The 22,449-nt window shown below is 74.2% G+C and carries 20 protein-coding genes; 10 read left to right on the plus strand and 10 right to left on the minus strand.

The genetic code is table 11. The features are described 5' to 3' along the window. Nucleotides 1–138 precede the first annotated feature (138 nt). Nucleotides 139–1,743 (plus strand): hypothetical protein, encoded by a 1,605-nt coding sequence (locus tag ACN27C_RS01665; protein ID WP_162959162.1) that lies wholly within the window; start codon nt 139–141, stop codon nt 1,741–1,743. A gap of 14 nt (nt 1,744–1,757) precedes the next feature. On the opposite strand, the gene ACN27C_RS01670 is transcribed toward ACN27C_RS01665, so the two are convergent. Continuing rightward, on the minus strand, nt 1,758–2,951 hold the full coding sequence (locus ACN27C_RS01670; protein ID WP_422750266.1) for a hypothetical protein: 1,194 nt from the start codon (nt 2,949–2,951) through the stop codon (nt 1,758–1,760). 114 nt (nt 2,952–3,065) lie between these two features. On the opposite strand from ACN27C_RS01670, the gene ACN27C_RS01675 reads away from it, so the two are divergent. The 6 genes from ACN27C_RS01675 to hutH are packed head-to-tail and all read left to right on the plus strand — an operon-like array spanning nt 3,066 to nt 10,837. Next, nucleotides 3,066–3,911, plus strand: a complete 846-nt coding sequence (locus ACN27C_RS01675; protein WP_121683039.1) for a MurR/RpiR family transcriptional regulator — start codon at nt 3,066–3,068, stop codon at nt 3,909–3,911. Nucleotides 3,912–3,923: 12 nt separating this feature from the next. After that, nucleotides 3,924–5,579 (plus strand): urocanate hydratase, encoded by a 1,656-nt coding sequence (gene hutU / locus ACN27C_RS01680; RefSeq protein ID WP_422750267.1) that lies wholly within the window; start codon nt 3,924–3,926, stop codon nt 5,577–5,579. Further along, nucleotides 5,576–6,775, plus strand: coding sequence for an allantoate amidohydrolase (locus ACN27C_RS01685; RefSeq protein WP_422750268.1), 1,200 nt, complete (start codon nt 5,576–5,578; stop codon nt 6,773–6,775). The genes hutU and ACN27C_RS01685 overlap by 4 nt, the downstream gene beginning before the upstream one ends. Continuing rightward, nucleotides 6,772–8,136, plus strand: coding sequence for a formimidoylglutamate deiminase (locus ACN27C_RS01690; RefSeq protein WP_422751708.1), 1,365 nt, complete (start codon nt 6,772–6,774; stop codon nt 8,134–8,136). Before ACN27C_RS01685 ends, ACN27C_RS01690 begins: the two co-directional genes overlap by 4 nt. Next, a complete protein-coding gene (gene hutI, locus ACN27C_RS01695; RefSeq protein WP_422750269.1) occupies nt 8,133–9,302 on the plus strand; it encodes an imidazolonepropionase in 1,170 nt (389 codons plus the stop codon). Before ACN27C_RS01690 ends, hutI begins: the two co-directional genes overlap by 4 nt. Beyond that, nucleotides 9,299–10,837 carry a histidine ammonia-lyase gene (gene hutH, locus ACN27C_RS01700; RefSeq protein WP_422750270.1) on the plus strand — a complete coding sequence of 513 codons (1,539 nt, stop codon included), beginning with the start codon at nt 9,299–9,301 and terminating at the stop codon, nt 10,835–10,837. Before hutI ends, hutH begins: the two co-directional genes overlap by 4 nt. Before the next feature lie 64 nt (nt 10,838–10,901). Here hutH and rdgB read toward each other — a convergent pair whose 3' ends face one another. From rdgB to ACN27C_RS01745, 9 genes are all read right to left on the minus strand, one after another. Continuing rightward, entirely contained in the window at nt 10,902–11,519 is a 618-nt protein-coding gene (gene rdgB, locus ACN27C_RS01705; protein ID WP_047892377.1) for an RdgB/HAM1 family non-canonical purine NTP pyrophosphatase, read from the minus strand. Next, nucleotides 11,516–12,241 (minus strand): ribonuclease PH, encoded by a 726-nt coding sequence (rph, locus tag ACN27C_RS01710; RefSeq protein WP_252454143.1) that lies wholly within the window; start codon nt 12,239–12,241, stop codon nt 11,516–11,518. The genes rdgB and rph overlap by 4 nt, the downstream gene beginning before the upstream one ends. A gap of 73 nt (nt 12,242–12,314) precedes the next feature. Further along, nucleotides 12,315–13,061, minus strand: coding sequence for an MBL fold metallo-hydrolase (locus ACN27C_RS01715; protein ID WP_350814085.1), 747 nt, complete (start codon nt 13,059–13,061; stop codon nt 12,315–12,317). A gap of 225 nt (nt 13,062–13,286) precedes the next feature. Continuing rightward, nucleotides 13,287–14,252 (minus strand): PLP-dependent cysteine synthase family protein, encoded by a 966-nt coding sequence (locus ACN27C_RS01720; RefSeq protein ID WP_091329858.1) that lies wholly within the window; start codon nt 14,250–14,252, stop codon nt 13,287–13,289. Nucleotides 14,253–14,263: 11 nt separating this feature from the next. Continuing rightward, complete coding sequence (locus tag ACN27C_RS01725) at nt 14,264–14,602, minus strand: MoaD family protein (protein WP_091329859.1); 339 nt, start codon at nt 14,600–14,602, stop codon at nt 14,264–14,266. A 66-nt stretch (nt 14,603–14,668) separates the two neighbouring features. Then, nucleotides 14,669–15,157, minus strand: a complete 489-nt coding sequence (locus ACN27C_RS01730; protein WP_013284357.1) for a Mov34/MPN/PAD-1 family protein — start codon at nt 15,155–15,157, stop codon at nt 14,669–14,671. Nucleotides 15,158–15,212: 55 nt separating this feature from the next. Next, a complete protein-coding gene (locus ACN27C_RS01735) occupies nt 15,213–15,716 on the minus strand; it encodes a DUF2017 domain-containing protein (RefSeq protein WP_013284356.1) in 504 nt (167 codons plus the stop codon). After that, nucleotides 15,713–16,003 carry an ATP-dependent Clp protease adapter ClpS gene (gene clpS, locus ACN27C_RS01740; RefSeq protein ID WP_018786685.1) on the minus strand — a complete coding sequence of 97 codons (291 nt, stop codon included), beginning with the start codon at nt 16,001–16,003 and terminating at the stop codon, nt 15,713–15,715. The genes ACN27C_RS01735 and clpS overlap by 4 nt, the downstream gene beginning before the upstream one ends. A gap of 115 nt (nt 16,004–16,118) precedes the next feature. Further along, nucleotides 16,119–17,660: a hypothetical protein gene (locus tag ACN27C_RS01745; protein ID WP_422750271.1), complete on the minus strand. Its 1,542-nt coding sequence runs from the start codon at nt 17,658–17,660 to the stop codon at nt 16,119–16,121. A 193-nt stretch (nt 17,661–17,853) separates the two neighbouring features. Between ACN27C_RS01745 and ACN27C_RS01750 the strand changes: the two genes are divergently transcribed. The 3 genes from ACN27C_RS01750 to ACN27C_RS01760 are packed head-to-tail and all read left to right on the plus strand — an operon-like array spanning nt 17,854 to nt 22,426. Further along, on the plus strand, nt 17,854–20,526 hold the full coding sequence (locus ACN27C_RS01750; protein ID WP_422750272.1) for a LuxR C-terminal-related transcriptional regulator: 2,673 nt from the start codon (nt 17,854–17,856) through the stop codon (nt 20,524–20,526). A 16-nt stretch (nt 20,527–20,542) separates the two neighbouring features. Further along, nucleotides 20,543–21,829, plus strand: a complete 1,287-nt coding sequence (locus tag ACN27C_RS01755) for a nicotinate phosphoribosyltransferase (RefSeq protein WP_422750273.1) — start codon at nt 20,543–20,545, stop codon at nt 21,827–21,829. A 15-nt stretch (nt 21,830–21,844) separates the two neighbouring features. Further along, nucleotides 21,845–22,426 (plus strand): isochorismatase family protein, encoded by a 582-nt coding sequence (locus ACN27C_RS01760; protein WP_121683031.1) that lies wholly within the window; start codon nt 21,845–21,847, stop codon nt 22,424–22,426. Nucleotides 22,427–22,449 lie beyond the last annotated feature (23 nt).

The raw sequence follows: 22,449 nt of genomic DNA on the forward strand, positions 1-22,449 counted from the left end.
GATCAGCAGTGGCCGATCGGCACCAGCCCTGGGCCGGGAACGCGGGCCCGCAGGTCCGGGCCTGTCGACGCACCTGAGTGGTGGGTTAGGGTGACGGCCGGTCGGCAGGCGGGGATAGGGATCTGCGTGGTTGCACGGGTGGAACCAGCCGATGTGGACAGATCCGGCGGGGCGGCGGCCCGACCGCCGGGGCCCCGCCCGATCCTGTGGGACAGCACCGCCGTCCTCGCGCTGCTGTGCCTGCTGCCGATCCTGCACGACGTCAAGACCATGCTCAGCGCGCCGTACTGGCTCGACGAGGCGTGGGTCGCCCTGTCCGTCCGCTTCCCGCTGGGCGATCTGCCGGTCACCACGTCGTCCAGCCCGCTCGGCTGGAGCTTCCTGCTGCGGCTGGTGCCGGACGCGGACGACCTGCGGCTGGTCACCCTGGCGTTCCACGGGCTCGCGGTCGTGGCGGCGTACGGTCTCGGCCGGTCGCTGCGGTGGTCGACGCCCGGCCGGGGCGTGGTGGCCGGCGCGGCCTGCGCGGCGGCGGTCCTGCTGCTCCCCGCCCAGCAGGTGCGCCACGACCTCAAGCAGTACACCGCCGACGCCGCCGTGGCCGTGGGCGTGCTCGCCCTGGTCGCCTGGGTCGAGCAACGGTGGTCGCGCCGGCGGCTCAACGTGCTCACCGCCGCGGTCGCCGCGGGCATGCTGGTCAGCCACGTCACCGCGATCGTGGCGCCGTGCGCGTTCGGCGGGCTGCTGCTGGTCACGGCGGTCCGGCGGCAGTGGCTACGTCTGGTCGAGGTGACAGTGACCGGGCTCAACGCCGGGCTGGTCCTCACCGGCGTCTACTTCGGCATCTCGATGCAGGGCCGGAACCTGCCCATGCAGCAGTTCTGGGCCGGCAACTTCCCCGGGGTGACCGAACTGCCCGGCTACCTGGCACGGCAGATCGACACGCTGATGCCGGTGGTCGGCGCGCCCGGGCTGGTGGTGGTCGCCCTGCTCGTGGCCGGCACGCTGACGCTCCGCAGGCACGGCCGGCCCGGCACCGCTGTCGCCGTGATGCTCCTGCCCGTGGTCGCGACGATCGTCGGCCTCGCGAAGGTCTATCCGCTGCTGGAGCTGCGTACCTCGCACTTCCTGCTCGTCACGGCCGCCGCGGTGGCCGGTCTCGGGGTCGCCGGGTCGGCGAGCCGCGCGGCCGACCTGGCCTGCCGCCGCCTCTCCCAGGTGCGGCCCGCGGTCCTGGCCGCGGCCGTCTGCACGGTCCTGCTCGGGGGGTACGCGGCCGGCAACAGCCGCTGGTACCGGTTCGACGGGAACGAGCCGGGCCTCTACTACACGGCGATCGCCGTCACCGACGTGCGCTCGGCGACCGAGTACGTGGCCCGGCACCGCCTCCCGAACGACGTCGTGGTCATGAACAACGCGGCCTGGTACGGGTTCGCGTTCTACTCGCGGCACGAGCGGCTGAAACTGGTCGTGCCGCACGGGAACACGGTGGGCTGGTGGGTCGACATGCCCGACCGGCCCGACGTCGTGGTGGTGCCCGGCCACGACACCACTGCCGTGCGGGTCAGTCTCCGCCACGCGGTCGAGCTGGCGGCCGAGCGCGGCGACGGGGCGCGCGTCTGGCTGATCCGCTCGCACGTCGTCGGCGACGAGGTGGACGCCTGGCGGCAGGCGCTCGCCGCCTACCGGGTCGAACAGGTCACCGGCGGGGTCGAACCGGTCGCCCGGATCAGCACGGCATGACGGGCCGGCGGCCGTCAGCTGCCGCGCTGCCACAGGTCGCGCAGGGCGTCCCAGTCGCCGTCCACACCGTCCTTGCAGAGCGTCTCGATGTAGAAGGCGCCCTGCATGTCGTCGGGGTCCCACCAGACGCCGCAGATCGCCCGGCCGTCCTCACCCTCGAAGGCGTACTCGACGTAGCTGCCGGGCTTGCCGGTTACGCCGCCCTTCATGGCGCCGGCCTCGCGCAGCCCCGGCGCCAGCGAGCCGCCGGCGAGGTTGAGCTGTTGGCGGTACGCCCGCGCGGTGTCCTTCTGCTTCTGTCCCGGGTAGAGCGTGAAGTGCAGCCACGCGCCGCCGTAGTGGCAGAACACGTGCCCCTTCTCGTCCGTCGGCAGCTTCGGGGCGCCCGGCTGGCCGTAGACGGTGCAGCCGCCGATCCGGGTCAGCCAGGGCTCGACCAGCGGGGCCAGCTCCCCCTCGAACTTGGCCTTGTTGATGGCGAGCTGCGTGGCCTCGTAGGGCGGCAGCGACGGACTGGCCGACGGCGCGGGCGTCGCGGCCTCCTTCTCGCGTCCTGCGCCCAGGAAGAACCCGGCGGTGCCGGCGACCAGGGTGAGCACCAGGGCGCCGACGATCGAGATCCAGTCGCGCCGCTTCGGCGCCGGCTGCACCGGGGCGATCCGGCGTCCGCCGGACGGGTCCAGCGGGTCGGTGGCCACGGGCGCCGAGCCGACGGCGGGCGACGCGGAGACGGCGGACGTCGCGGGGACCCCGGAGGTCGCGGCGACGGCGGCCGGAGACATCGGCGCGCCGGAGATCGGCTGAGCCGCCATCGCCCAGGGCTGCGGAACCCACGGTAACTGGGGCGGCGGGGAGACCGGGTCGGCGGCCGGGGGCGGCGGGAGCATCTCGGCCGTCGGGATGCGCTGGTAGTCCATGCCCAGGCTGCGGAACAGCCGCTCGGCCGCGCCGTCCTCTTCGGACGGGTACGCCACCCAGGGCTGACCGGCGGCGAAGTCGGAGTTGACGTACCGGTGGCCGCCGGGCGTCTGGGCCAGCACGTTCGCGGCGTTGGTGAACGCCTCGCGCCAGCGCTGGTCGCCGGCCGCGGCACCGTCCAGGACCGCCACGGTGAGCGCGCGGTCCTGCCCGTCGAGCGCGGCCCAGGCCCTGCCGACCTGGCACTCGCCCAGCACCTCGGTGAACCTGTACGGACCTTCCGGCTGCATGCCCCACTCCTCTGCTCACCCGCCGTGCGGATAGTACAGAGAGCACGCTCATCGGATCTCCCTGCGGTCGGGCCACTCTTGCGCTCTGAAAGTTTTCATGCATAGAGTCGCGGGGTGAATGAAAGCGGTGCGGCCTCCCCCGACCGCCTGCTCGACCTGTTCCACGGCGTACGGCTCACCCCGACCCAGCGCCGCATCGCCCACTGCCTGGTGCGGCACGCGGGCGCGGCGGCGTACCTGTCCGCCGCCGAGGTGGCCGAGCTGGCGGGCGTCAGCCAACCCTCGGTGACCCGGTTCGCCATGGCGCTCGGGCACGACGGCTATCCCGCGCTGCGCCGCCGCCTGCGGGAACTCACGGTCACCGGGTCGGCCGGACCGGCCGGCGGCAACGCCCTGCAACGGGCGGTGCACGCCGAGCGGGACAATCTCGACCGGCTCGCCGCGCAGCTCGCCGACGCCGGCCGGGTCGCCGAGGTGGGCAAGCTGCTCGCGGCCAGCCGCCCGCTGCCGGTGCTCGGGCTGCGCGCCGCCGCGCCGCTGGCCGCGTACTTCGCGTACTTCGCCGCGAAGGTGCACCCGGACGTGCGGGTCCTCGACGACGGCGGCAGCATGCTGGTCGACCGCCTGGACCAGGCCGTCGCGGCCGGCGCCACGGCGATGCTCGCGTTCGTGCTGCCCCGCTACCCCCGGGAGACCCTCGACGCGCTGCGCGAGGCCCGGGACGCCGGGCTGACCGTCGTGGCGATCACCGACTCGCCGGTGAGCCCGGCCACCGAGCACGCCGAGGTGGTGCTGCCCGCCGCCGTCGGCGCCGACCTGGTCTTCGACCTGCACACCGCACCGATGACGTTGGCCATGGTGGTGCTCCAGGCGATCTGCGACGCCGCACCGGCCGAGACCCAGAACCGGCTCGAGGCGTTCGAGTCGTCCGCCGCCCGCCGCCAGTTGTTCCTCGGCTGAGAGGAGTACGAGATGCACCAGCCCGTCCGCGCCGCCCGCGGCACCGCACGCACCGCGAAGGGGTGGCCGCAGGAGGCCGCCCTGCGGATGCTGATGAACAATCTCGACCCGGAGGTGGCCGAGCGCCCCGAGGACCTGGTGGTCTACGGGGGCACCGGCAGGGCGGCCCGGGACTGGCCGTCGTACCACGCGCTGGTGCGGACGCTGACCGACCTGCGCGACGACGAGACGATGCTCGTGCAGTCGGGGCGCCCGGTCGGGGTGATGCGCACCCACGAGTGGGCACCCCGCGTGCTGCTGGCCAACTCCAACCTGGTCGGCGACTGGGCCACCTGGCCCGAGTTCCGGCGGCTGGAGTCGCTGGGCCTGACCATGTACGGGCAGATGACCGCCGGTTCCTGGATCTACATCGGCACCCAGGGCATCCTCCAGGGCACGTACGAGACGTTCGCCGCGGTCGCCGCCAAGCGCTTCGAGGGCACGCTCGCCGGCACGTTGACGCTCACCGCCGGGTGCGGCGGGATGGGTGGGGCGCAGCCGCTCGCGGTCACCATGAACGGTGGCGCCTGCCTGATCGTGGACGTGGACCGGTCCCGGCTGGAGCGGCGGGCGCACGACCGCTACCTGGACGAGATCGCCGACTCGCTCGACGACGCGGTGGAGCGGGCGCTGGCCGCGAAGCGGGACCGGCGGGCGCTCAGCGTCGGAGTGGTCGGCAACGCGGCCACCGTCTTCCCGGAGCTGCTGCGCCGGGGTGTGGCCGTCGACATCGTGACCGACCAGACCAGCGCGCACGACCCGCTGTCGTACCTGCCGGAGGGCGTGGAGCCGGCCGACGCGCGGGACTACGCGGCGGCCAAGCCGGCCGAGTTCACCGACCGGGCGCGGGCGTCGATGGCGAAGCACGTGGAGGCGATGGTCGGCTTCCTGGACGCCGGCGCGGAGGTCTTCGACTACGGCAACTCGATCCGGGGCGAGGCCAAGCTCGGCGGGTACGAGCGGGCGTTCGACTTCCCCGGGTTCGTGCCCGCGTACATCCGGCCGCTGTTCTGCGAGGGCAAGGGCCCGTTCCGCTGGGCCGCGCTCTCCGGCGACCCGAAGGACATCGCGGCCACCGACCGGGCCATCCTCGACCTGTTCCCGGAGAACGAGTCGCTCGCCCGATGGATCCGGATGGCCGGCGAGCGGGTCGCGTTCCAGGGCCTGCCGGCGCGGATCTGCTGGCTCGGCTACGGCGAGCGCGACCGCGCCGGGGTGCGGTTCAACGAGATGGTGGCCTCCGGCGAGCTGAGCGCGCCCGTGGTGATCGGCCGGGACCACCTGGACTGCGGCAGCGTCGCCAGCCCCTACCGGGAGACCGAGGCGATGGCCGACGGCTCCGACGCGATCGCCGACTGGCCGCTGCTGAACGCGCTGGTCAACACCGCGAGCGGCGCGTCCTGGGTGTCCATCCACCACGGCGGCGGCGTGGGCATCGGCCGGTCCATCCACGCCGGCCAGGTCTGCGTGGCCGACGGGACCGCGCTGGCCGGGCAGAAGATCGAGCGGGTGCTCACCAACGACCCGGCGATGGGCGTGATCCGGCACGTCGACGCCGGCTACGACGACGCCCGCGAGGTCGCCGAGCGCACCGGCGTGCGCGTCCCCATGGCCGAGGGTGACCTGTGACCGACCTGGCGGAGCGGTTCCGCGTGCTGTGGGACGAGATCGCCCCGGTCGGGCGGGACGCCGGCAGCGGCGGCTACCTGCGCTACGCGCTCACCGAGCCGGAGCGCACGCTGCGCGCCTGGTTCCGGGAGCAGGCCGACCGGCGGGGCATGCCGGTGTCGCAGGACGGCAACGGCAACCTGTTCGGCTGGTGGGGCGACCCGGCGGCCGGGGACGCGGTGCTGACCGGCAGCCACTTCGACTCGGTGCCGCACGGCGGCGCGTACGACGGTCCGCTCGGCATCGTCAGCGCGTTCCTCGCCGTGGACGAGCTGCGGGCCGCGGGCGTCACCCCGGACCGGCCGGTGGTGGTGGCCGCGTTCGTGGAGGAGGAGGGCGCGCGGTTCGGCGTACCCTGCCTGGGGTCGAGGCTGCTCACCGGCGAGATCGACGTCGACCGCGCGGCCGGGCTGCGCGACCAGGCCGGGACGACCTTCGCCGAGGCGCTGGGCGAGCGGCCGGCGGGCGCCGACCCGGCGCTGCTCGGCCGCTTCGCGGCCTTCGTGGAGCTGCACGTCGAGCAGGGCCGCGCGCTCGTCGACCTGGACGCGCCGGTCGCTGTGGCGTCGGCGATCTGGCCGCACGGCCGGTGGCGGTTCGACTTCACCGGCGAGGGCAACCATGCGGGTACGACCCGGATGGCCGACCGCCGCGACCCGATGCTCACCTACGCGTTCACAGTGCTGGCGGCGAACAAGGAGGCCCGGCTGCGCGACGCGCACGCCACGGTGGGCCGGGTGTCGGTCGAGCCGAACGCCACGAACGCGATCCCGTCCCGGGTCACCGGCTGGCTGGACGCGCGGGCGGCCGAGGCGGAGACGCTGTACGGTCTGGTCGAGGCGGTACGCACCAAGGCCGCCGACCGGGCCGGCCGCGACGGCACCGCGCTGACCTGCACGCAGGAGTCGGCGACCCCGCTCGTCGCGTTCGACCGCGGGCTGGCCGACCGGCTGGCCGCGCTGCTCGACGCGCCGGTGCTGCCCACCGGCGCCGGGCACGACGCGGGCGTGCTGGCGGCGCACCTGCCCACCGCGATGCTGTTCGTGCGCAACCCGACCGGGGTGTCGCACTCCCCCGCCGAGGCGGCCACCGACGCCGACTGCGCCGCCGGGGTGGCCGCCCTGGCCCGGGTGCTGGAGGAGCTGGCATGCCGCTGACCCGCTGGCTGGCCGAGTACGCCTGGCTGCCCGACCGCGCCGAGCCCACCCGGGACGTGCTGATCGAGGCGACCGACGGGCGGATCACCGCTGTCACCCCGCTGACCGTGGACGGTCCGCCGGCCGCCGGGGTGGAGGTACTCGGCGACGCGGTCCGGCTGCCCGGCCTGACGGTGCCCGGCCTGGCAAACGCCCACTCGCACGCGTTCCACCGGGCGCTGCGCGGGCGCACCCACGACGGGCGCGGCGACTTCTGGTCCTGGCGCAGCCTGATGTACGCCGTCGCGATCCGGCTCGACCCGGACACCTACCTGGCGCTGGCCCGCGCCGTGTACGCGGAGATGGCGCTGTCCGGGATCACCTGCGTGGGCGAGTTCCACTACCTGCACCACGGTCCCGGCGGCACCCCGTACGACGACCCGAACGCCATGTCCGCCGCGCTCGTGGAGGCCGCCGCGCACGCCGGGATCCGGCTCACGCTGCTGGACACCGCGTACCTGGCCGGGGGCGTGGACGGCACTCCGCTGGCCGGGCCGCAACGCCGGTTCGGCGACGGCGACGCGCTGCGCTGGGCGCAGCGGGTGGACGCGTTCCGCCCGGCCGACGACCACGTCCGGCTCGGCGCCGCCATCCACTCGGTGCGCGCGGTCCCGGCCGGGCAGCTCGCCACCGTGGCGGGCTGGGCCGACCGCAACGGGCTGCCGCTGCACGTGCACCTGTCCGAGCAGCCGGCCGAGAACGACGCCTGCCGGGCCGTGCACGGGTGCACGCCGACTCGGCTGCTGGCCGACCACGGCGTGCTCGGCCCGCACACCACGGCCGTGCACGCCACCCACCCGACCGCCGCCGACGTGGCGCTGCTCGGCGACAGCCGTACCCGGGTCTGCGTCTGCCCCACCACCGAACGCGACCTGGCCGACGGGATCGGCCCGGTGCGCCGCATGGCCGACGCGGGCAGCCCGCTCAGCCTCGGCAGCGACAGCCACGCCGTGGTGGACCTGTTCGAGGAGGCCCGCGCGGTCGAGATGGACGAGCGGCTGCGTACCCGGCGGCGGGGGCACTTCAAGCCGGCCGAGCTGGTCACCGCCGCCACCGTCGGCGGGCACGCCGCGCTGGGCTGGGGCGACGCCGGCCGGCTCGCCGTCGGGCAGCGCGCCGACCTGGTCACGGTACGGCTGGACAGCGCCCGCACCGCCGGGATCCCGCCGGTCGGCGCGTTCTTCGCCGCCACCGCCGCCGACGTGACGAGCGTCGTGGTCGACGGCCGGCCCGTGGTGGACGGCGGCCGGCACCTGACCGTGGACGTGCCCATCGAGCTGCGGGACGCCATCGCGGCGGTGACCGCGAAGGAGGACTCGTGACGCGCGGCAGCCTGCTCGTCGACCACATCGGCGAGCTGGTCACCAACGACGGCCGCGACGGCGACCCGCTCGGCGTGCGCCGCGACGCCGCCCTGTTGATCGAGGACGGCGAGGTGGTCTGGACCGGTCCGGCCCGGCACGCGCCCGCCGCCGACCGGCGGATCGACGCCGGCGGCGCCGCGGTGCTGCCCGGCTTCGTGGACAGCCACGCCCACCTGGTCTTCGCCGGGGACCGGGCGGCCGAGTTCGCCGCCCGGATGGCCGGCGAGCGGTACACCGGCGGCGGCATCCGCACCACAGTCGGCGCCACCCGCGCCGCCTCCGACGACGACCTGCGCGCCACTGTGGGCCGGCTGCGCGCGGAGATGCTGCGGCAGGGCACCACCACCGTCGAGATCAAGAGCGGGTACGGCCTCAACGTCGCCGACGAGGCCCGCTCGCTGCGGATCGCCGCCGAGTTCACCGGCGACACCACGTTCCTCGGCGCGCACGTCGTCCCCGCCGAGTACGCCGACCGCCCCGACGACTACGTGGGCCTGGTGTGCGGGCCGATGCTGGCCGCCGCCGCGCCGTACGCCCGCTGGATCGACGTGTTCTGCGAGCGGGGCGCGTTCGACGCCGACCACGCGCGGGCCATCCTCGCCTGCGGGCAGGCCGCCGGGCTGGGCGTACGGCTGCACGCCAACCAGCTCGGTCCCGGGCCGGGCGTGCGGCTCGGGGTGGAGCTGGGAGCGGCCAGCGTCGACCACTGCACCCACCTGACCGACGCCGACGTCGACGCGCTGGCCGATTCGGAGACTGTCGCCACGCTGCTGCCCGGCGCGGAGTTCTCCACCCGGTCGCCGTACCCGGACGCCCGGCGGCTGCTCGACGCGGGCGTCACGGTCGCGCTGGCCACCGACTGCAACCCCGGTTCGTCGTACACGTCGTCGATGCCGTTCTGCGTCGCGCTCGCCGTACGCGAGATGCGGATGACCCCGGCGGAGGCGGTGTGGGCCGCGACCGCCGGCGGGGCGGCGGCGCTGCGCCGCACCGACGTGGGGCGGCTGACGCCCGGGGCGCGGGCCGACCTGATCATCCTCGACGCCCCGTCCCACCTGCACCTGGCCTACCGGCCGGGCGTGCCACTGATCCGCCAGGTCCTGCACAACGGAGTACCGCGATGACCACAGTGACCATCCTGTCCACCGGCGTCACAGCCGCCGACGTGCTCGCGGTGGCCCGCGGCACCGCCAAGGTCGTGCTCGACCCGGCCGCCACCGAGGCGATGGCCACCTCGCGGTCCATCGTGGACGGCATCGAGGCGGCCGGCCGCCCGGTGTACGGCGTCTCCACCGGCTTCGGCGCCCTCGCCAACACGTTCGTCGCCCCGGAGCGCCGGGCCGAGCTTCAGCACGCGCTGATCCGCTCGCACGCCGCCGGGGTGGGCGCGCCGATGCCGCGCGAGGTGGTACGCGCCATGATGCTGCTGCGGGTCCGGTCGCTGGCGCTCGGCCGCTCCGGGGTCCGCCCGCTGGTCGCCGAGGCGCTCGTGGACCTGCTCAACCACGAGGTCACCCCGTGGGTGCCCGAGCACGGCTCGCTCGGCGCGTCCGGCGACTTGGCGCCGCTGGCGCACTGCGCGCTGGTGCTGCTCGGCGAGGGCTGGGTGCTCGGCCCGGCCGGTGACCGCATCCCGGCCGCCGACGCGCTGCACCGGGTCGGGCTGAAGCCGGTGTCGCTCGCCGCCAAGGAAGGGCTGGCGCTGATCAACGGCACCGACGGCATGCTCGGCATGCTGCTGCTCGCGGTCTCCGACGCCCGGCACCTGTTCGCCATGGCGGACGTGACGGCGGCGCTGGCCATCGAGGCGATGCTCGGGTCGGAGCGGCCGTTCCTGCCCGAGCTGCACGCGATCCGCCCGCACCCCGGCCAGGCCGCGTCGGCGGCGAACATCCACCGGCTGTTGCAGGGCTCGGCGGTGATGGACTCGCACCGCGACGACCTGGCGCACGCGGTGCAGGACGCGTACTCGATGCGCTGCGCCCCGCAGGTGGCCGGCGCGGCCCGGGACACGCTCGACTTCGTCGAGGTGGTGGCCGGCCGGGAGCTGCTGTCGGTGGTGGACAACCCGGTGGTGCTGCCGGACGGGCGGGTCGAGTCGACAGGCAACTTCCACGGCGCGCCGCTCGGCTTCGCCGCCGACTACCTGGCCATCGCCGCCGCCGAGGTGGGCGCGATCGCCGAGCGCCGGGTGGACCGGCTGCTCGACGTGGCCCGCAACCGTGACCTGCCGGCGTTCCTCTCCCCGGACCCCGGGGTGAACTCCGGGCTGATGATCGCCCAGTACACCGCCGCCGGGATCGTGGCGGAGAACCGCCGGCTCGCCGCGCCCGCCTCGATCGACTCGCTGCCCACCAGCGGCATGCAGGAGGACCACGTCTCGATGGGCTGGGCGGCCACCAAGAAGCTCCGCACCGTGCTGGACAACCTGACCAGCCTGCTCGCGGTGGAACTGCTGGCGGCCGTACGCGGACTCCAGCTCCGCGCGCCGCTGACGCCGTCACCGGCCGGGCGGGCGGCGCTCGACGCGCTCGGCGGCACCATCGGCGAGCCGGGGCCGGACGTGTTCCTCGCGCCGCTGATGGAGGCCGCGCGGGACGTGGTGCGCGGCCCGGAGCTGCGCGCGGCGATCGAACGGAAGATCGGCCCGCTCGGCTGAGCCGGCCGATACCGACCCTCCGGCCGGGCGTCCAAGCGGTGCCCGGCCGGCGTCCGGGAGCGGGTCAGGCGGCGGGCGGGAGCACCTTCGCGACCAGCTTGGCCAGCTCCCGCAGCGCCTTGCCGCGGTGGCTGACCGCGTCCTTCTCCTCCGGCGTCAACTCCGCGTTCGTGCGCTCCTGGCCGTCGCCCAGGAAGATCGGGTCGTAGCCGAAGCCGCCGTCGCCGCGCGGCGCGCGCAACAGCCGGCCGGACTGGCGGCCGTCGACCAGGTGCTCCTTGCCGCCGGGCAGCACCAGCGCGACGGTGCAGACGAACGCCGCGCCCCGGTGCTCGTCCGGCACGTCGGCGACCTGGTCCAGCACGAGCTGGAGGTTGGCGTGGTCGTCGCCGTGCCGGCCGGACCAGCGGGCGCTGAACACACCCGGCATGCCGTTGAGCGCATCCACCGCCAGCCCGGAGTCGTCCGCGATGGTCGGCATGCCGGTACGCCGGCAGCCCTCCCGCGCCTTGATCAGCGCGTTCTCGCCGAACGTGAGGCCGGTCTCCGGCAGCTCCGGGTACTCCTCGACGTCGTCTAGGCCGAGCAGGGCGATCCGGTGCGCGCCGAGCGCGCCGTCCAGGATCCGCTGGAGTTCGACCAGCTTCTTCCGGTTCCGGGTGGCGAGCAGGACCTTGTTCACGAGAGCGCCTTCCGCTGCGCGTCGGCCAGTTCCAGACAGCCCGCCACGCCCAGGTCGAGCAGCGCGTCGAGCTGGTCGCGGGCGAAGACGCCCGCCTCGCCCGTACCCTGCACCTCGACGAAGTCGCCGGTGCCGGTGCAGACCACGTTCATGTCGACCTCGGCGGTGACGTCCTCGGCGTAGCAGAGGTCGAGCATCGGCTCGCCGCCGATCACGCCGACGCTCACCGCGGCCACCGAGCGGTGCATCACCTTCTCCACCTTGCCGGCCAGCGCCTTGCGCTCGGCCAGCCAGGTCACCGCGTCGTGCAGTGCGACGTACGCGCCGGTGATCGCGGCGGTACGGGTGCCGCCGTCGGCCTGGAGCACGTCGCAGTCCAGCACGATCGAGTTCTCGCCCAGCGCCTTCAGGTCGACGCAGGCGCGCAGGCTGCGGCCGATCAGCCGGGAGATCTCGTGCGTGCGCCCGCCGACCTTGCCGCGGACGCTCTCCCGGTCCGAGCGGGTGTTCGTGGCCCGGGGCAGCATCGCGTACTCCGCGGTCACCCAGCCCAGCCCGGAGCCCTTGCGCCAGCGGGGCACGCCCTCGGTGACGCTCGCCGTGCAGAGGACCCGGGTCGCACCGAACTCGACGAGCACCGAGCCCTCCGGGTGGGTGCTCCAGCTCCGGGTCAGGGTCACCGGTCGGAGTTGGTCGGGCCGCCGCCCGTCAGGTCGCGCCATGCCTGCACCCTATGCGGTGCGGTGAACGCACCGCCCGCCGGTGCCCGCCGACACGACCCGGCCGCCGCCGGGCTCAGACGTCGTAGCAGGCGCCGGGCCGGACCACGTCCAGCGGCCCGGCGTACGCCCCGGCCGCCGCCTCCACGGTCTGCGACTCGCTGCCCCAGGCCGGTACGAGGTGGGTGAGCAGGAGCCGTCCCACGCCCGCCTTGGTGGCCGCCTCGCCGGCCTCCCGGCCGGTCAGGTGCAGGTCCGGCGGGTTCTCCACGCCGTCCATGTAGCTGGCCTCGCAGAGGAACACGTCGGCGTCCTGGGCCAGGCGCAGCAGCGCCTCGCAGGGCGCGGTGTCCGCCGAGTAGCAGAACACCCGGCCGCCGTGCTCCAGCCGCACCCCGTACGTCTCGACCGGGTGGTTCATCCGGTCGACGGTGACGGAGAACGGGCCGATCGGGAACGTGCCCGGCTGGAGGCCGTAGAACTGGTAGACGTCCTCCACCGAGCCCTCCTCCTGCCCGTACGCGGCAGCAAGCCGGTCGGGCGCGCCGGAGGGGGCGTACATCGGCAGGGGCGGGTACGGGCCGTCCGGCGCGTACCGGCGTACCACCACGTAGGACACGGCGTCGAACATGTGGTCGCAGTGCAGATGGGTGAGGAGGATGGCGTCGGGGGCGTGCAGCCCGACGTAACGCTGGAGCGTGGAGAGCGACCCCGCCCCGAAGTCGATCAGAAGCCGGAAGCCGTCGGCTTCCATGAGATAGGCCGAACAGGGGGATTCGGGCCCCGGGAAGCTGCCCGCGCAGCCGAGGACGGTCAGTCTCATCCGGTGGCCTCGATCTCACGATGAGTAGTCGATGCGCCGGCGGCGGCCCCGCCGATGATCTCTACCGACGCGCTCGCCACGCTGCGCAGCCTACGCGTCGCCCCGGTCGAGCAAGAATCATCTGCCGGAAGTTGTCATCAACGTGACACCCATACACGTCCGCTCCGGACGAGACCGGCGGTCCGGCCGGCGGGCACGCCACCGACCGGACCGGCCATCGGTCCGTCAGGCCCAGAGCTGACCGTCCAGGGCCTCCTCCGCGTCGGCGAGGGTGCCGCCGTACGCGCCGGTCGACAGGTACTTCCAGCCGCCGTCGCAGACCACGAACGCCACGTCCGCGCGGCGGCCGTCGCGGACCGCCTCGTGCGCCACCGCGAGCGCGGCGTGCAGGATGGCGCCGGTGGAGAACCCGGCGAAGATGCCCTCCACCTCGACGAGCTGCCGGGTACGCAGCACCGCGTCCCGGGTGCCCACGGAGAAGCGGCGGGACAGCACCCCGGCGTCGTACAGCTCGGGCACGTAACCCTCGTCGATGTTGCGCAGGCCGTAGACCAGCTCGCCGTAGCGCGGCTCGGCCGCCACGATCTGGATACCTTCGACCTTCTCCCGCAGGTAGCGCCCGGTGCCCATGAGCGTGCCGGTGGTGCCCAGCCCGGCCACGAAGTGGGTGATGCCCGGCAGGTCCTGGAGCAGCTCCGGCCCGGTCGTCTCGTAGTGCGCCCGGGCGTTCGCCTCGTTGCCGTACTGGTAGAGCATCACCCAGTCCGGGTGCTCGGCGGAGATCTGCTTCGCGGTCGCGACCGCCTGGTTCGAGCCGCCCGCGGCCGGCGAGAAGATGATCTCCGCGCCGTACATGCGGAGCAGCTGCACCCGCTCGGTGGAGACGTTCTCCGGCATCACGCAGACCAGCCGGTAGCCGCGCAGCTTCGCCACCATGGCCAGCGAGATGCCGGTGTTGCCGCTGGTCGGCTCCAGGATCGTGTCACCCGGACGCAGCCGGCCGGACTCCTCGGCCGCGCGGACCATGAACAGGGCCGCGCGGTCCTTGATGCTGCCGGTCGGGTTCCGGTCCTCCAGCTTGGCCCAGAGCCGCACCGGCGGCGCGCCCTCGGGCACCGTCGGCGAGAGCCGGGGCAACCCGACCAGCGGTGTGCCGCCGCAGGCGTCGAGCAGGCTGTCGTACCGCGCCATCGCGGGCCCCCTCAGCGGGCGGCGCGCGTGGAGACCGCGTGCGAGGCGATCGCCGCGGCGGCCGCGAAGCCGAACGCGCCACCGGCGACGGCCGGCAGGACGGTCACGCTGTCGCCGTCGTTGAGCTTGGCGTCGAGCGCGCCCAGGAAGCGGACGTCCTCGTCGTTGACGTAGACGTTGACGAACCGGTGCAGCGCGCCCGCGTCGGTGACCAGGCGGGCCTTCAGGCCGCCGTGCCGGGAGTCCAGGTCGGCGATCAGGTCGGCGAGCGTGTCGCCGCTGCCCTCGACGACCTTCGCGCCGCCGGTGTAGCTGCGCAGGATGGTGGGGATGCGAACCTCGATGGCCATGGTGTCTCGTGCTCCTCGTTCGGGATCGTGCCAGGTGACGGGAAAGGAAGGTGCCGGCGCTGAAGGTCAGCGGTCGGAACACTCGTAGTCGACCGTCGCCGGGCTCTGCCCGAACATGTAGGACTGGACGGCGTTCGGGTCCACGGCGGCATCCACGATCTCCACCGGTTCCTCGGTGACCACGCCGTCGACGATCCGGAAGGAGCGGATCTCCTCGGTGTCGGGCTCGCGGGTCGAGACGAGCAGGTAGTGCGCGCCCGGCTCGCCGGCGAAGGAGACGTCCGTACGCGACGGGTAGGCCTCCGTCGCGGTGTGCGAGTGGTAGATGACGACCGGTTCCTCGTCGCGGTCGTCCATCTCGCGCCACACCCGCAACTGCTCCATCGAGTCGAACTCGTAGAACGTCATGGAGCGGGCGGCGTTGTCCATCGGGATGTGCCGGGTCGGGGTGTCGCTGCCGACGGGACCGGCGACCACGCCGCACGCCTCGTCCGGGTGGTCCCGGCGCGCGTGGGCGACGATCGCGTCGATGATCGACCGGTCGATGCTCAGCACGCCGCCAAGCCTAGCGCCTGGCCCTCCCGGGCGGCGAGGTGGCAACCGTCACCACTCAGTCGATGAGCGCGTTGAGCAGGGATTCCTGGAGATATCCGAGATAGGCGTAGACCGACAGTTGGAACACCCGGGACGAACCCGGGTCCGCGGCCACCGCGTCGTCGAGCTCCTCGCCCAGGTCGGTGCCGTCCTTGATCTCCAGGCGTACGCCCATCGCCAGCCGGGCGTCGTTCAGCGCCCGCAGCCACGCCTCGGCCGCCTCCGCGTCCAGCCGCACCTCGCCGCCGGCGTCCCCGTCGGGCAGCGCGGCGAGGACCGCGCCCGCCTGGTCGATCTTGCCGGTCTTCAGGTCGCCCTCGGTGTAGCGGCGGAACTCGGCGGTGCCGGCGTCGTCGTCCGGGTAGACGTCGGGGAACAGCCGCCCGACCACCGGGTCGCCGTGGTCGAAGCCGTCGGTCAGCAGACCGACCACCTCGTTGGCGACCTTGCGCAGCACCCGGACCTCGTCGACCGCGAACGTGGCCACGTAGTGGTCGCCCCGGCGGCGGAACATGCTCATGAGCGGTCCACCGTCGCCCAGAGCCCGTACGCGTGCAGTTGCGCCGCGTCGTGCTCCATCCGTTCCCGGGCGCCGCTGGAGACCACTGCCTTGCCCTTGTGGTGCACGTCCAGCATGAGCCGCTCCGCCTTCTCCCGGCTGTACCCGAAGAGCTTCTGGAACACCCAGGTCACATACGTCATCAGGTTGACCGGATCGTCCCAGACGATGGTCACCCATGGCCGGTCGGAGACCGGCACCTCTTCGGTGTCCGGCGTCTCGACCGGCGCAACCTGTGGAGCCGCCATGCCCCCCATCGTGCCACCGGATCCGGGGAACCGATGAACCGGAACCGCGCGCGGGTCGTCGTCACCCGCCCGGGCCGCGTACGCGAGCCCGGGTCGCCGTGTGCCGGCGCCGTGGTCAGGCAAGCAGGATGCCGTGGTCGACCGCATCGGCGAGCACCGCGCCCAGCGAGAGACGGATCACCTCGAAGCGGCGGGACACCTCGCGGGACAGTTCGAGTTCGACCTCGCGCAACGCGCGCTGGGCCCAGGAGCGAGCGGCGTTCGGGTCGTTGTTGCCGGGTGCCCGCCAGTGCTGCCAGCAGCCGCCGTTGAGGGCGACGCCGACCGGCGGGAGCACCTCGTCGCGCTGCGCGCCGGGCAGCCCGGCCAGCGCGTCCAGGGCACCGGCGCCGGTCAGCCCGGCGACCCCGGCCGTGCTGGTCACCAGGAGCACCCGGTCCAGCTCGGGGGCGTCCGGGTGGTCGGCCAGGCCCCAGCGCACCGCGTGGATGATCCGCCGGCGTACGCCCTCGGCCAGCGGCGCGCCGAAGACCCGGGCGGCGGCCTCGTCGACCAGGCCCCGCACCGCCTCGTCGCACTGGGTGGTGGCGAGCAGCGACAGCGCCTCCAGCTCGCGGTCGAGCATCTGCGGCAGGCCGGCGCAGCCGACCCCGAAGACGATCTCCTGCACCACCCGCAGGTGGATGTTGGCCAGTTCCAGGGCGAGGTGCTGGCGGATCCGGCGGGCGCAGGCGCGGGCCTGGCGGTCGATCCGGTCGGCCAGCTCACCCGGCTCGACACCGGCGAGCACCGGCACCCGGCCGTGCGCGCCGGCCGGCACCGGCGGGCGGGCGCTGCCGCGACGCAGCACCTCGTCGGCCGCCCAGCCGACCAGCGCCCGGCGCAGCTGCGGCAGCTCGGCGCGGCGGGCCGGGAACCACCGGGCCGGGGTGAGCGCCGGCACCGCGGCCAGCAGCGCCGCGCGGTGCGCCTCGATCGAGACCGACACCGGGTCGAGCCGCCGGGTGGGCCCGGTCCGGCCGGGTGCCGCCCGGTCCTGGGCCCGCGCGCCGTCGGCCGGCGCGGCCGGGCCGGTCACGCCGGGCGTGACGGCGAAGAACACCTCGACCCGGGCACGCGCCACCTCGGCGAGCAGGTGCAGCTCGGCCGCGCTGAACGCCTGGTCGGCGGAGATCACGAAGAGCAGCGCGCCGGCCCGGCCGACGGCGTCGCGCAGCACCCGGCCGCCTGCGACGCCGAGCGTGCCGGTATCAGGCGTGTCGAGCACCGCGAAGTGCCGCAGCAGCGGATCGGGCAGGCTCAGTTCGACCCGGCGCGGCGGCCGGGCCAGCGCCGGACCGGCGGCGAGCGGGTCGGCACCGTAGGCGTGCGGCTGGCGGTAGCCCGGGACGTACGCGGCGCGGGTCGCGGTGGCGGCGTGCTGGACCAGCAGGTTGCTTCCCGGCGGCACGGCGAGCGTCGCGGCCTCGACCCCGAGCAGGCCGGCGATCAGCTCACGCCGGTTCGCGCCGGCCGGACCGGCGACGACCACCGCCATCGGCTCGTCCGGCCCGGGCACGGTCACCCCGAGCCGGGTCGGCAGCGGGGCGGATCCGGGTGGCTCGGCCTGCCGGCCTGGGTCGGGCACGTCGACCGAAGGGAGCGGACCTGGCGTCATCAGGCGGGCCTCCCGGTCGGGCGACCGGGGTACCGGTCGCGGATTCTCCCTGGTTGCAGGGACTGCCGGAAGAGTAGGGGTGTCGGCCATCCGACAACCAACACATCCGGTACTCACGGGTAATGAACAGATTACTCAACTTCACTGCGTGACGGTGCGTACGCGGACGGAACACGGTCGATATGCTGCATCGATGAGTAGGTGGGAGTTCGTCGGCCGTACTGATGAACTCAACCGTCTGTTGTCGGCGGTCGGTGGCCCGGAGGGGCGCGGGTTGCTCTTCAGCGGCGACGCCGGGGTCGGCAAGAGCCGGCTGCTGCGCGAGGGGGTGGCCGCGCTCTCCCCCGAGCGGTACGCGATCTGGTCCATCGCGGCCAGCGCCACCACAGCCGCGTTGCCGTTCGGCGGGCTGGTCCAGGTGCTGCCCGCCTCGCAGCCGCAGGGCCTGTCCCCCGCCGGGATACTGCGCTGGGCCGTGGACGTGCTCCAGGAACAGGCCGCCGGGCGGCCCATCGTGCTCGCCATCGACGACGCGCATCTGCTCGACCCGCCCTCGGCGGCGCTCGTGCACCTGGTCGCCCGCTCGGAGAACGCGTACGTCATCGGGACGCTGCGCAACGGCGAGCAGGTCCCGCTGCCGATCCGCGCACTCTGGACCGACGACCTGGCCGACCTGGTCGAGCTGGCCCCGCTGTGCCGCAGCGAGACCACCGGGCTGCTCGCCGCCATCCTGGGCGGTCCCGTCGACGCCGGCTCCTCGGACCGGCTGTTCCAGCTCTCCGCGGGCAACCCGCTGCTGCTGCGGGAGCTGGTGCTGGCCGCCGACGACGAGCTGAACCGCAGGTACGGCATCTGGACCTGGACCGGGCGGCTGGAGCTGGCACCCAGCCTCACCGAACTGATCGACACCCGGATCGGCCAGCTCACCCCCGGCGTCCGGGCGGTCGTCGAACTGGTCGCCTTCGGCGAGCCGCTGGGCCTGCAACTGCTGGAACGCGCGGCCGACCCGGCGGACGTGGAGACGGCCGAGGAACGCGGGCTCATCGCGCTGGTCCACGACGACCGGCGGCTCAACGTCCGCCTGGCGCACCCGCTCTACGGCGAGGTGATGCGCCGCCACTGCCCGGTCAGCCGCACCCGCCGGCTCCAGGCCACCCTCGCCGGACTACTGGAACAGGTCGGCAAGCGCCGCCGGGAGGACCTGCTGCGCGTCGCGGTGTGGCGACTCGACTCGGGTACGGCGCAGGACGTGGCACTGCTGCTCGAAGCGGCGGTGCAGGCGTTCGGCCGGTACGACGTGCCGCTGGCCACCCGGCTGGCCCGGGCCGCGCTGGAGGCCGGCGGCGGCACGGACGCGGCCGAACTGCTCGCCACCATCCTGATGTTCGGCGACCGGCCGGACGAGGCGCTCGGCGTGCTCGACCAGGTCGCCGGTGAGATCCACGACGAACGGCGGCGCAGCCGGTGGCTGACCGTCCGGGGCATGGTCAGCTACTGGGGACTCAACCGCGAGTCCACCGTGGAGGAGATCGCCGCGCGCGGCGAGGAGCTGAGCGACCCCGCCGACCGGGCCCGCGTACGCGCCTTCGAGGCCATCATGCGGCTGCACCGGCTCGACGTCGACGTGGCGGTCCGGCTGGCCCAGGAGGTGCTGGACCGGCCCGCCGCCCCGATGGCCGCCCGGGAGCTGGCCCGCTGCACGCTCGCCCACCTGCAGGCCGCGCAGGGGCAATACCAGCTCAGTGCCACCGCGATCGCCCGGGTGCAGGCCGAGGCCGCGTGCTGGCGGGCCGACATGCCCTACCTCCAGCTCGCCATGGAACTGGCCCGGGGCACCCGGCTGACGCTCTCCGGCGACCTGCCCGGCATCGACGCGATCGTCGCCGACGAGTTCGCCGACCTGGCCGGGGCCGGCGACTTCCGGCTCGGCACTGGCTACCTGGCCATCCTCCAGGCGTACGCGGCGCGGCTGCGCGGGCGCGGCGACGACGCGCTGCGGACCAGCCTGGAGGCGTGCGCGGTGCTCGCCACCAGCCGGGTGTACGCGGGCCTCGCGCACGCCGAGCGCGCCCAGGCCGCCGCGCTGCGCGGCGACGCGACGCACGCGGCCGAGGCGATGGCCGAGGCGGACCGGACGCACGCACCCGGGATGGCCGTGCTCTACCCGTGGCTGGAGCAGGCCCGGGGCGCGGTCCAGGCCGCCACGGGTGACCTGCCGGCCGCGACCAAGCACCTGTGCGCGCTCGCCGACCGGCTGCGCGAGGACGGCCTGGCCGGGCACGAGCTGCTCGTCCTGCTCGACCTGGTCCGGCTGGACCAGGCCGCCGCGCCGGTCGGCCCGACCTGCACCGACGGTGGCCGGCGCACAGTGGCGCAGCGCCTGGCCGAACTCTCCGAGCAGGTCGACGGCGTGCTGCCGCCGCTCGTCGCCCGGTTCGGCCGGGCCGCAGTCGACGGCTCCCCGGACGCGCTGCTCGCCGTCGCCGACGGCTTCGCCGACCGGGAACTGACCGTGTACGCGGCCGAGGCGACCGCCCTGGCGCTGCACCGGACACGACACGTCCGGGGCGGCGCCACCGGGCCGATCCGGGAACGCCTGGCCGATCTGCTGCGCCGCTGCGACGAGATCTCCACCCCGGCGCTGCGGCTGCTGCGCCCCACGCTCAGCGAACGGGAATGGGAGATCGCTCGCCTCGCCGCCGACGGCGTGACCAGCCGCGCCATCGCCGAACGGCTGTTCCTGTCCACGCGCACGGTGGAGAACCATCTCCAGCGCGTCTACAGCAAACTCGGCGTCGCCGGGCGCGGCGAGTTGCGGGCCGCACTGCGGTCCATGCCGGGGCACGACGGCGCGGATCCGGGCTGAACTCTAGGCTGGGGCGGTGAGCACCCTTCGTCCCGCGCTGCTGACCGACCACTACGAGCTGACCATGGTCAGCGCGGCCCTGCGTGACGGCACGGCCGACCGACGCTGCGTCTTCGAGGTGTTCAGCCGGCGGCTGCCGGCCGGGCGCCGGTACGGCGTGGTCGCCGGGACCGGCCGGCTGATCGAGATGATCCGCGACTTCCGGTTCGACCCGGCGGAGATCGACTTCCTGCGCCGTACCGGAGTGGTGGACGACCGGGCCGCGCAGTGGCTGGCCGACTACCGGTTCACCGGCGACATCGACGGCTACGCCGAGGGCGAACTGTTCTTCCCCGGCTCTCCGATCCTCACCGTGTCCGGCACGTTCGCCGAGTGCGTGGTGCTGGAGACGCTGGTGCTGTCAGTGCTCAACCACGACTGCGCCATCGCCGCCGCCGCGGCCCGGATGGTCACCGCGGCCCGGGGCCGGGCGCTGATCGAGATGGGCTCCCGGCGGGCGCACGAGGAGGCCGCCGTCGCCGCGGCGCGGTCCGCGTACCTGGCCGGGTTCCGGTTCACCTCCAACCTGGCCGCCGGGCAGCGCTACGGCATCCCCACCGCGGGCACCGCCGCGCACGCCTTCACGCTGCTGCACGACGACGAGCGGGCCGCGTTCGCCTCCCAGGTCGCCACGCTGGGCAAGGACACCACGCTGCTCGTCGACACGTACGACATCGCCCAGGGCATCCGCAACGCCATCGCGGTGGCCGGGCCCGAGCTGCGCGCGGTCCGGATCGACTCCGGCGACCTCGCGGTGATCGCCCAGCAGTCCCGCGAGCTGCTCGACTCGCTCGGTGCCACCGAGACGAAGATCATCGTCTCCGGCGACCTCGACGAGTACGCCATCGCCGCGCTCGCCGCCGAACCGGTGGACATGTACGGCGCCGGCACCGCCGTGGTGACCGGCTCCGGAGCGCCCACCGCCGGCCTGGTCTACAAGCTGGTCGAGGTGGAGGGGCGGCCGGTGGTCAAGCGCTCCGAGCACAAGGCCACCATCGGCGGCCGGAAGGTCGCGGTCCGCCGGCACAAGCCGACCGGCACCGCCACCGAGGAGGTCATCGTGCCGCAGGGCGTGCCGGACCGGCAGCCCAACGACCGGTTGCTCCAGCACTCGTACGTGGTGTCCGGCGAGCCGGAGACGCTGCCCACGCTGGAGGAGTCCCGGGACCACCTGCGCCAGTGCCTGATCTCCATCCCGTGGGAGGGGCTCAAGCTCTCCGCCGGAGATCCGGCCGTACCGGTGACCGTCGTACCCGCGAGCTGAGGAGGAACCCGTCAGATGGCGAACGCCCTGATCATCGTGGACGTGCAGAACGACTTCTGCGAGGGCGGCTCCCTCGCGGTCGGTGGCGGAGCCGGCGTGGCCGCCGGCATCTCCCGGCTGCTCGCCGCCGAGCCGGACCGGTGGGACCACGTGGTCGCGACGAAGGACTACCACGTCGACCCGGGCGCGCACTTCGGCGACCCGCCGGACTACGTCGACTCCTGGCCCCGGCACTGCGTGGTCGGCACCTCCGGTTCCGAGTTCCACCCCGAACTGGCGACCGACCGGGTGGAGACGATCTTCCACAAGGGCGAGCACGCGGCCGCGTACTCCGGTTTCGAGGGGCACGCCCCCGACGGCGAGTGCCTGGCCGACTGGCTGCGGCGGCACGACGTGGACCGGGTCGACGTGGTCGGCATCGCCACCGACCACTGCGTGCGCGCCACCGCCCTGGACGCCGCCCGGGAGGGCTTCCGGACCACGGTGCTGCTCGACCTGACCGCCGCTGTCGCGCCGGACACGCTCGACGTGGCGCTGCGGGCGCTCGACGGCGCCGGGGTGACCATGGTGGGCGAGCCTGTGATCAGGACCGCTTGACCGGGTAATCGGTTGCGGGTGTC

This window comes from Micromonospora sp. WMMD1219 (genome assembly GCF_049315215.1).
Lineage (GTDB): Bacteria > Actinomycetota > Actinomycetes > Mycobacteriales > Micromonosporaceae > Micromonospora > Micromonospora tulbaghiae.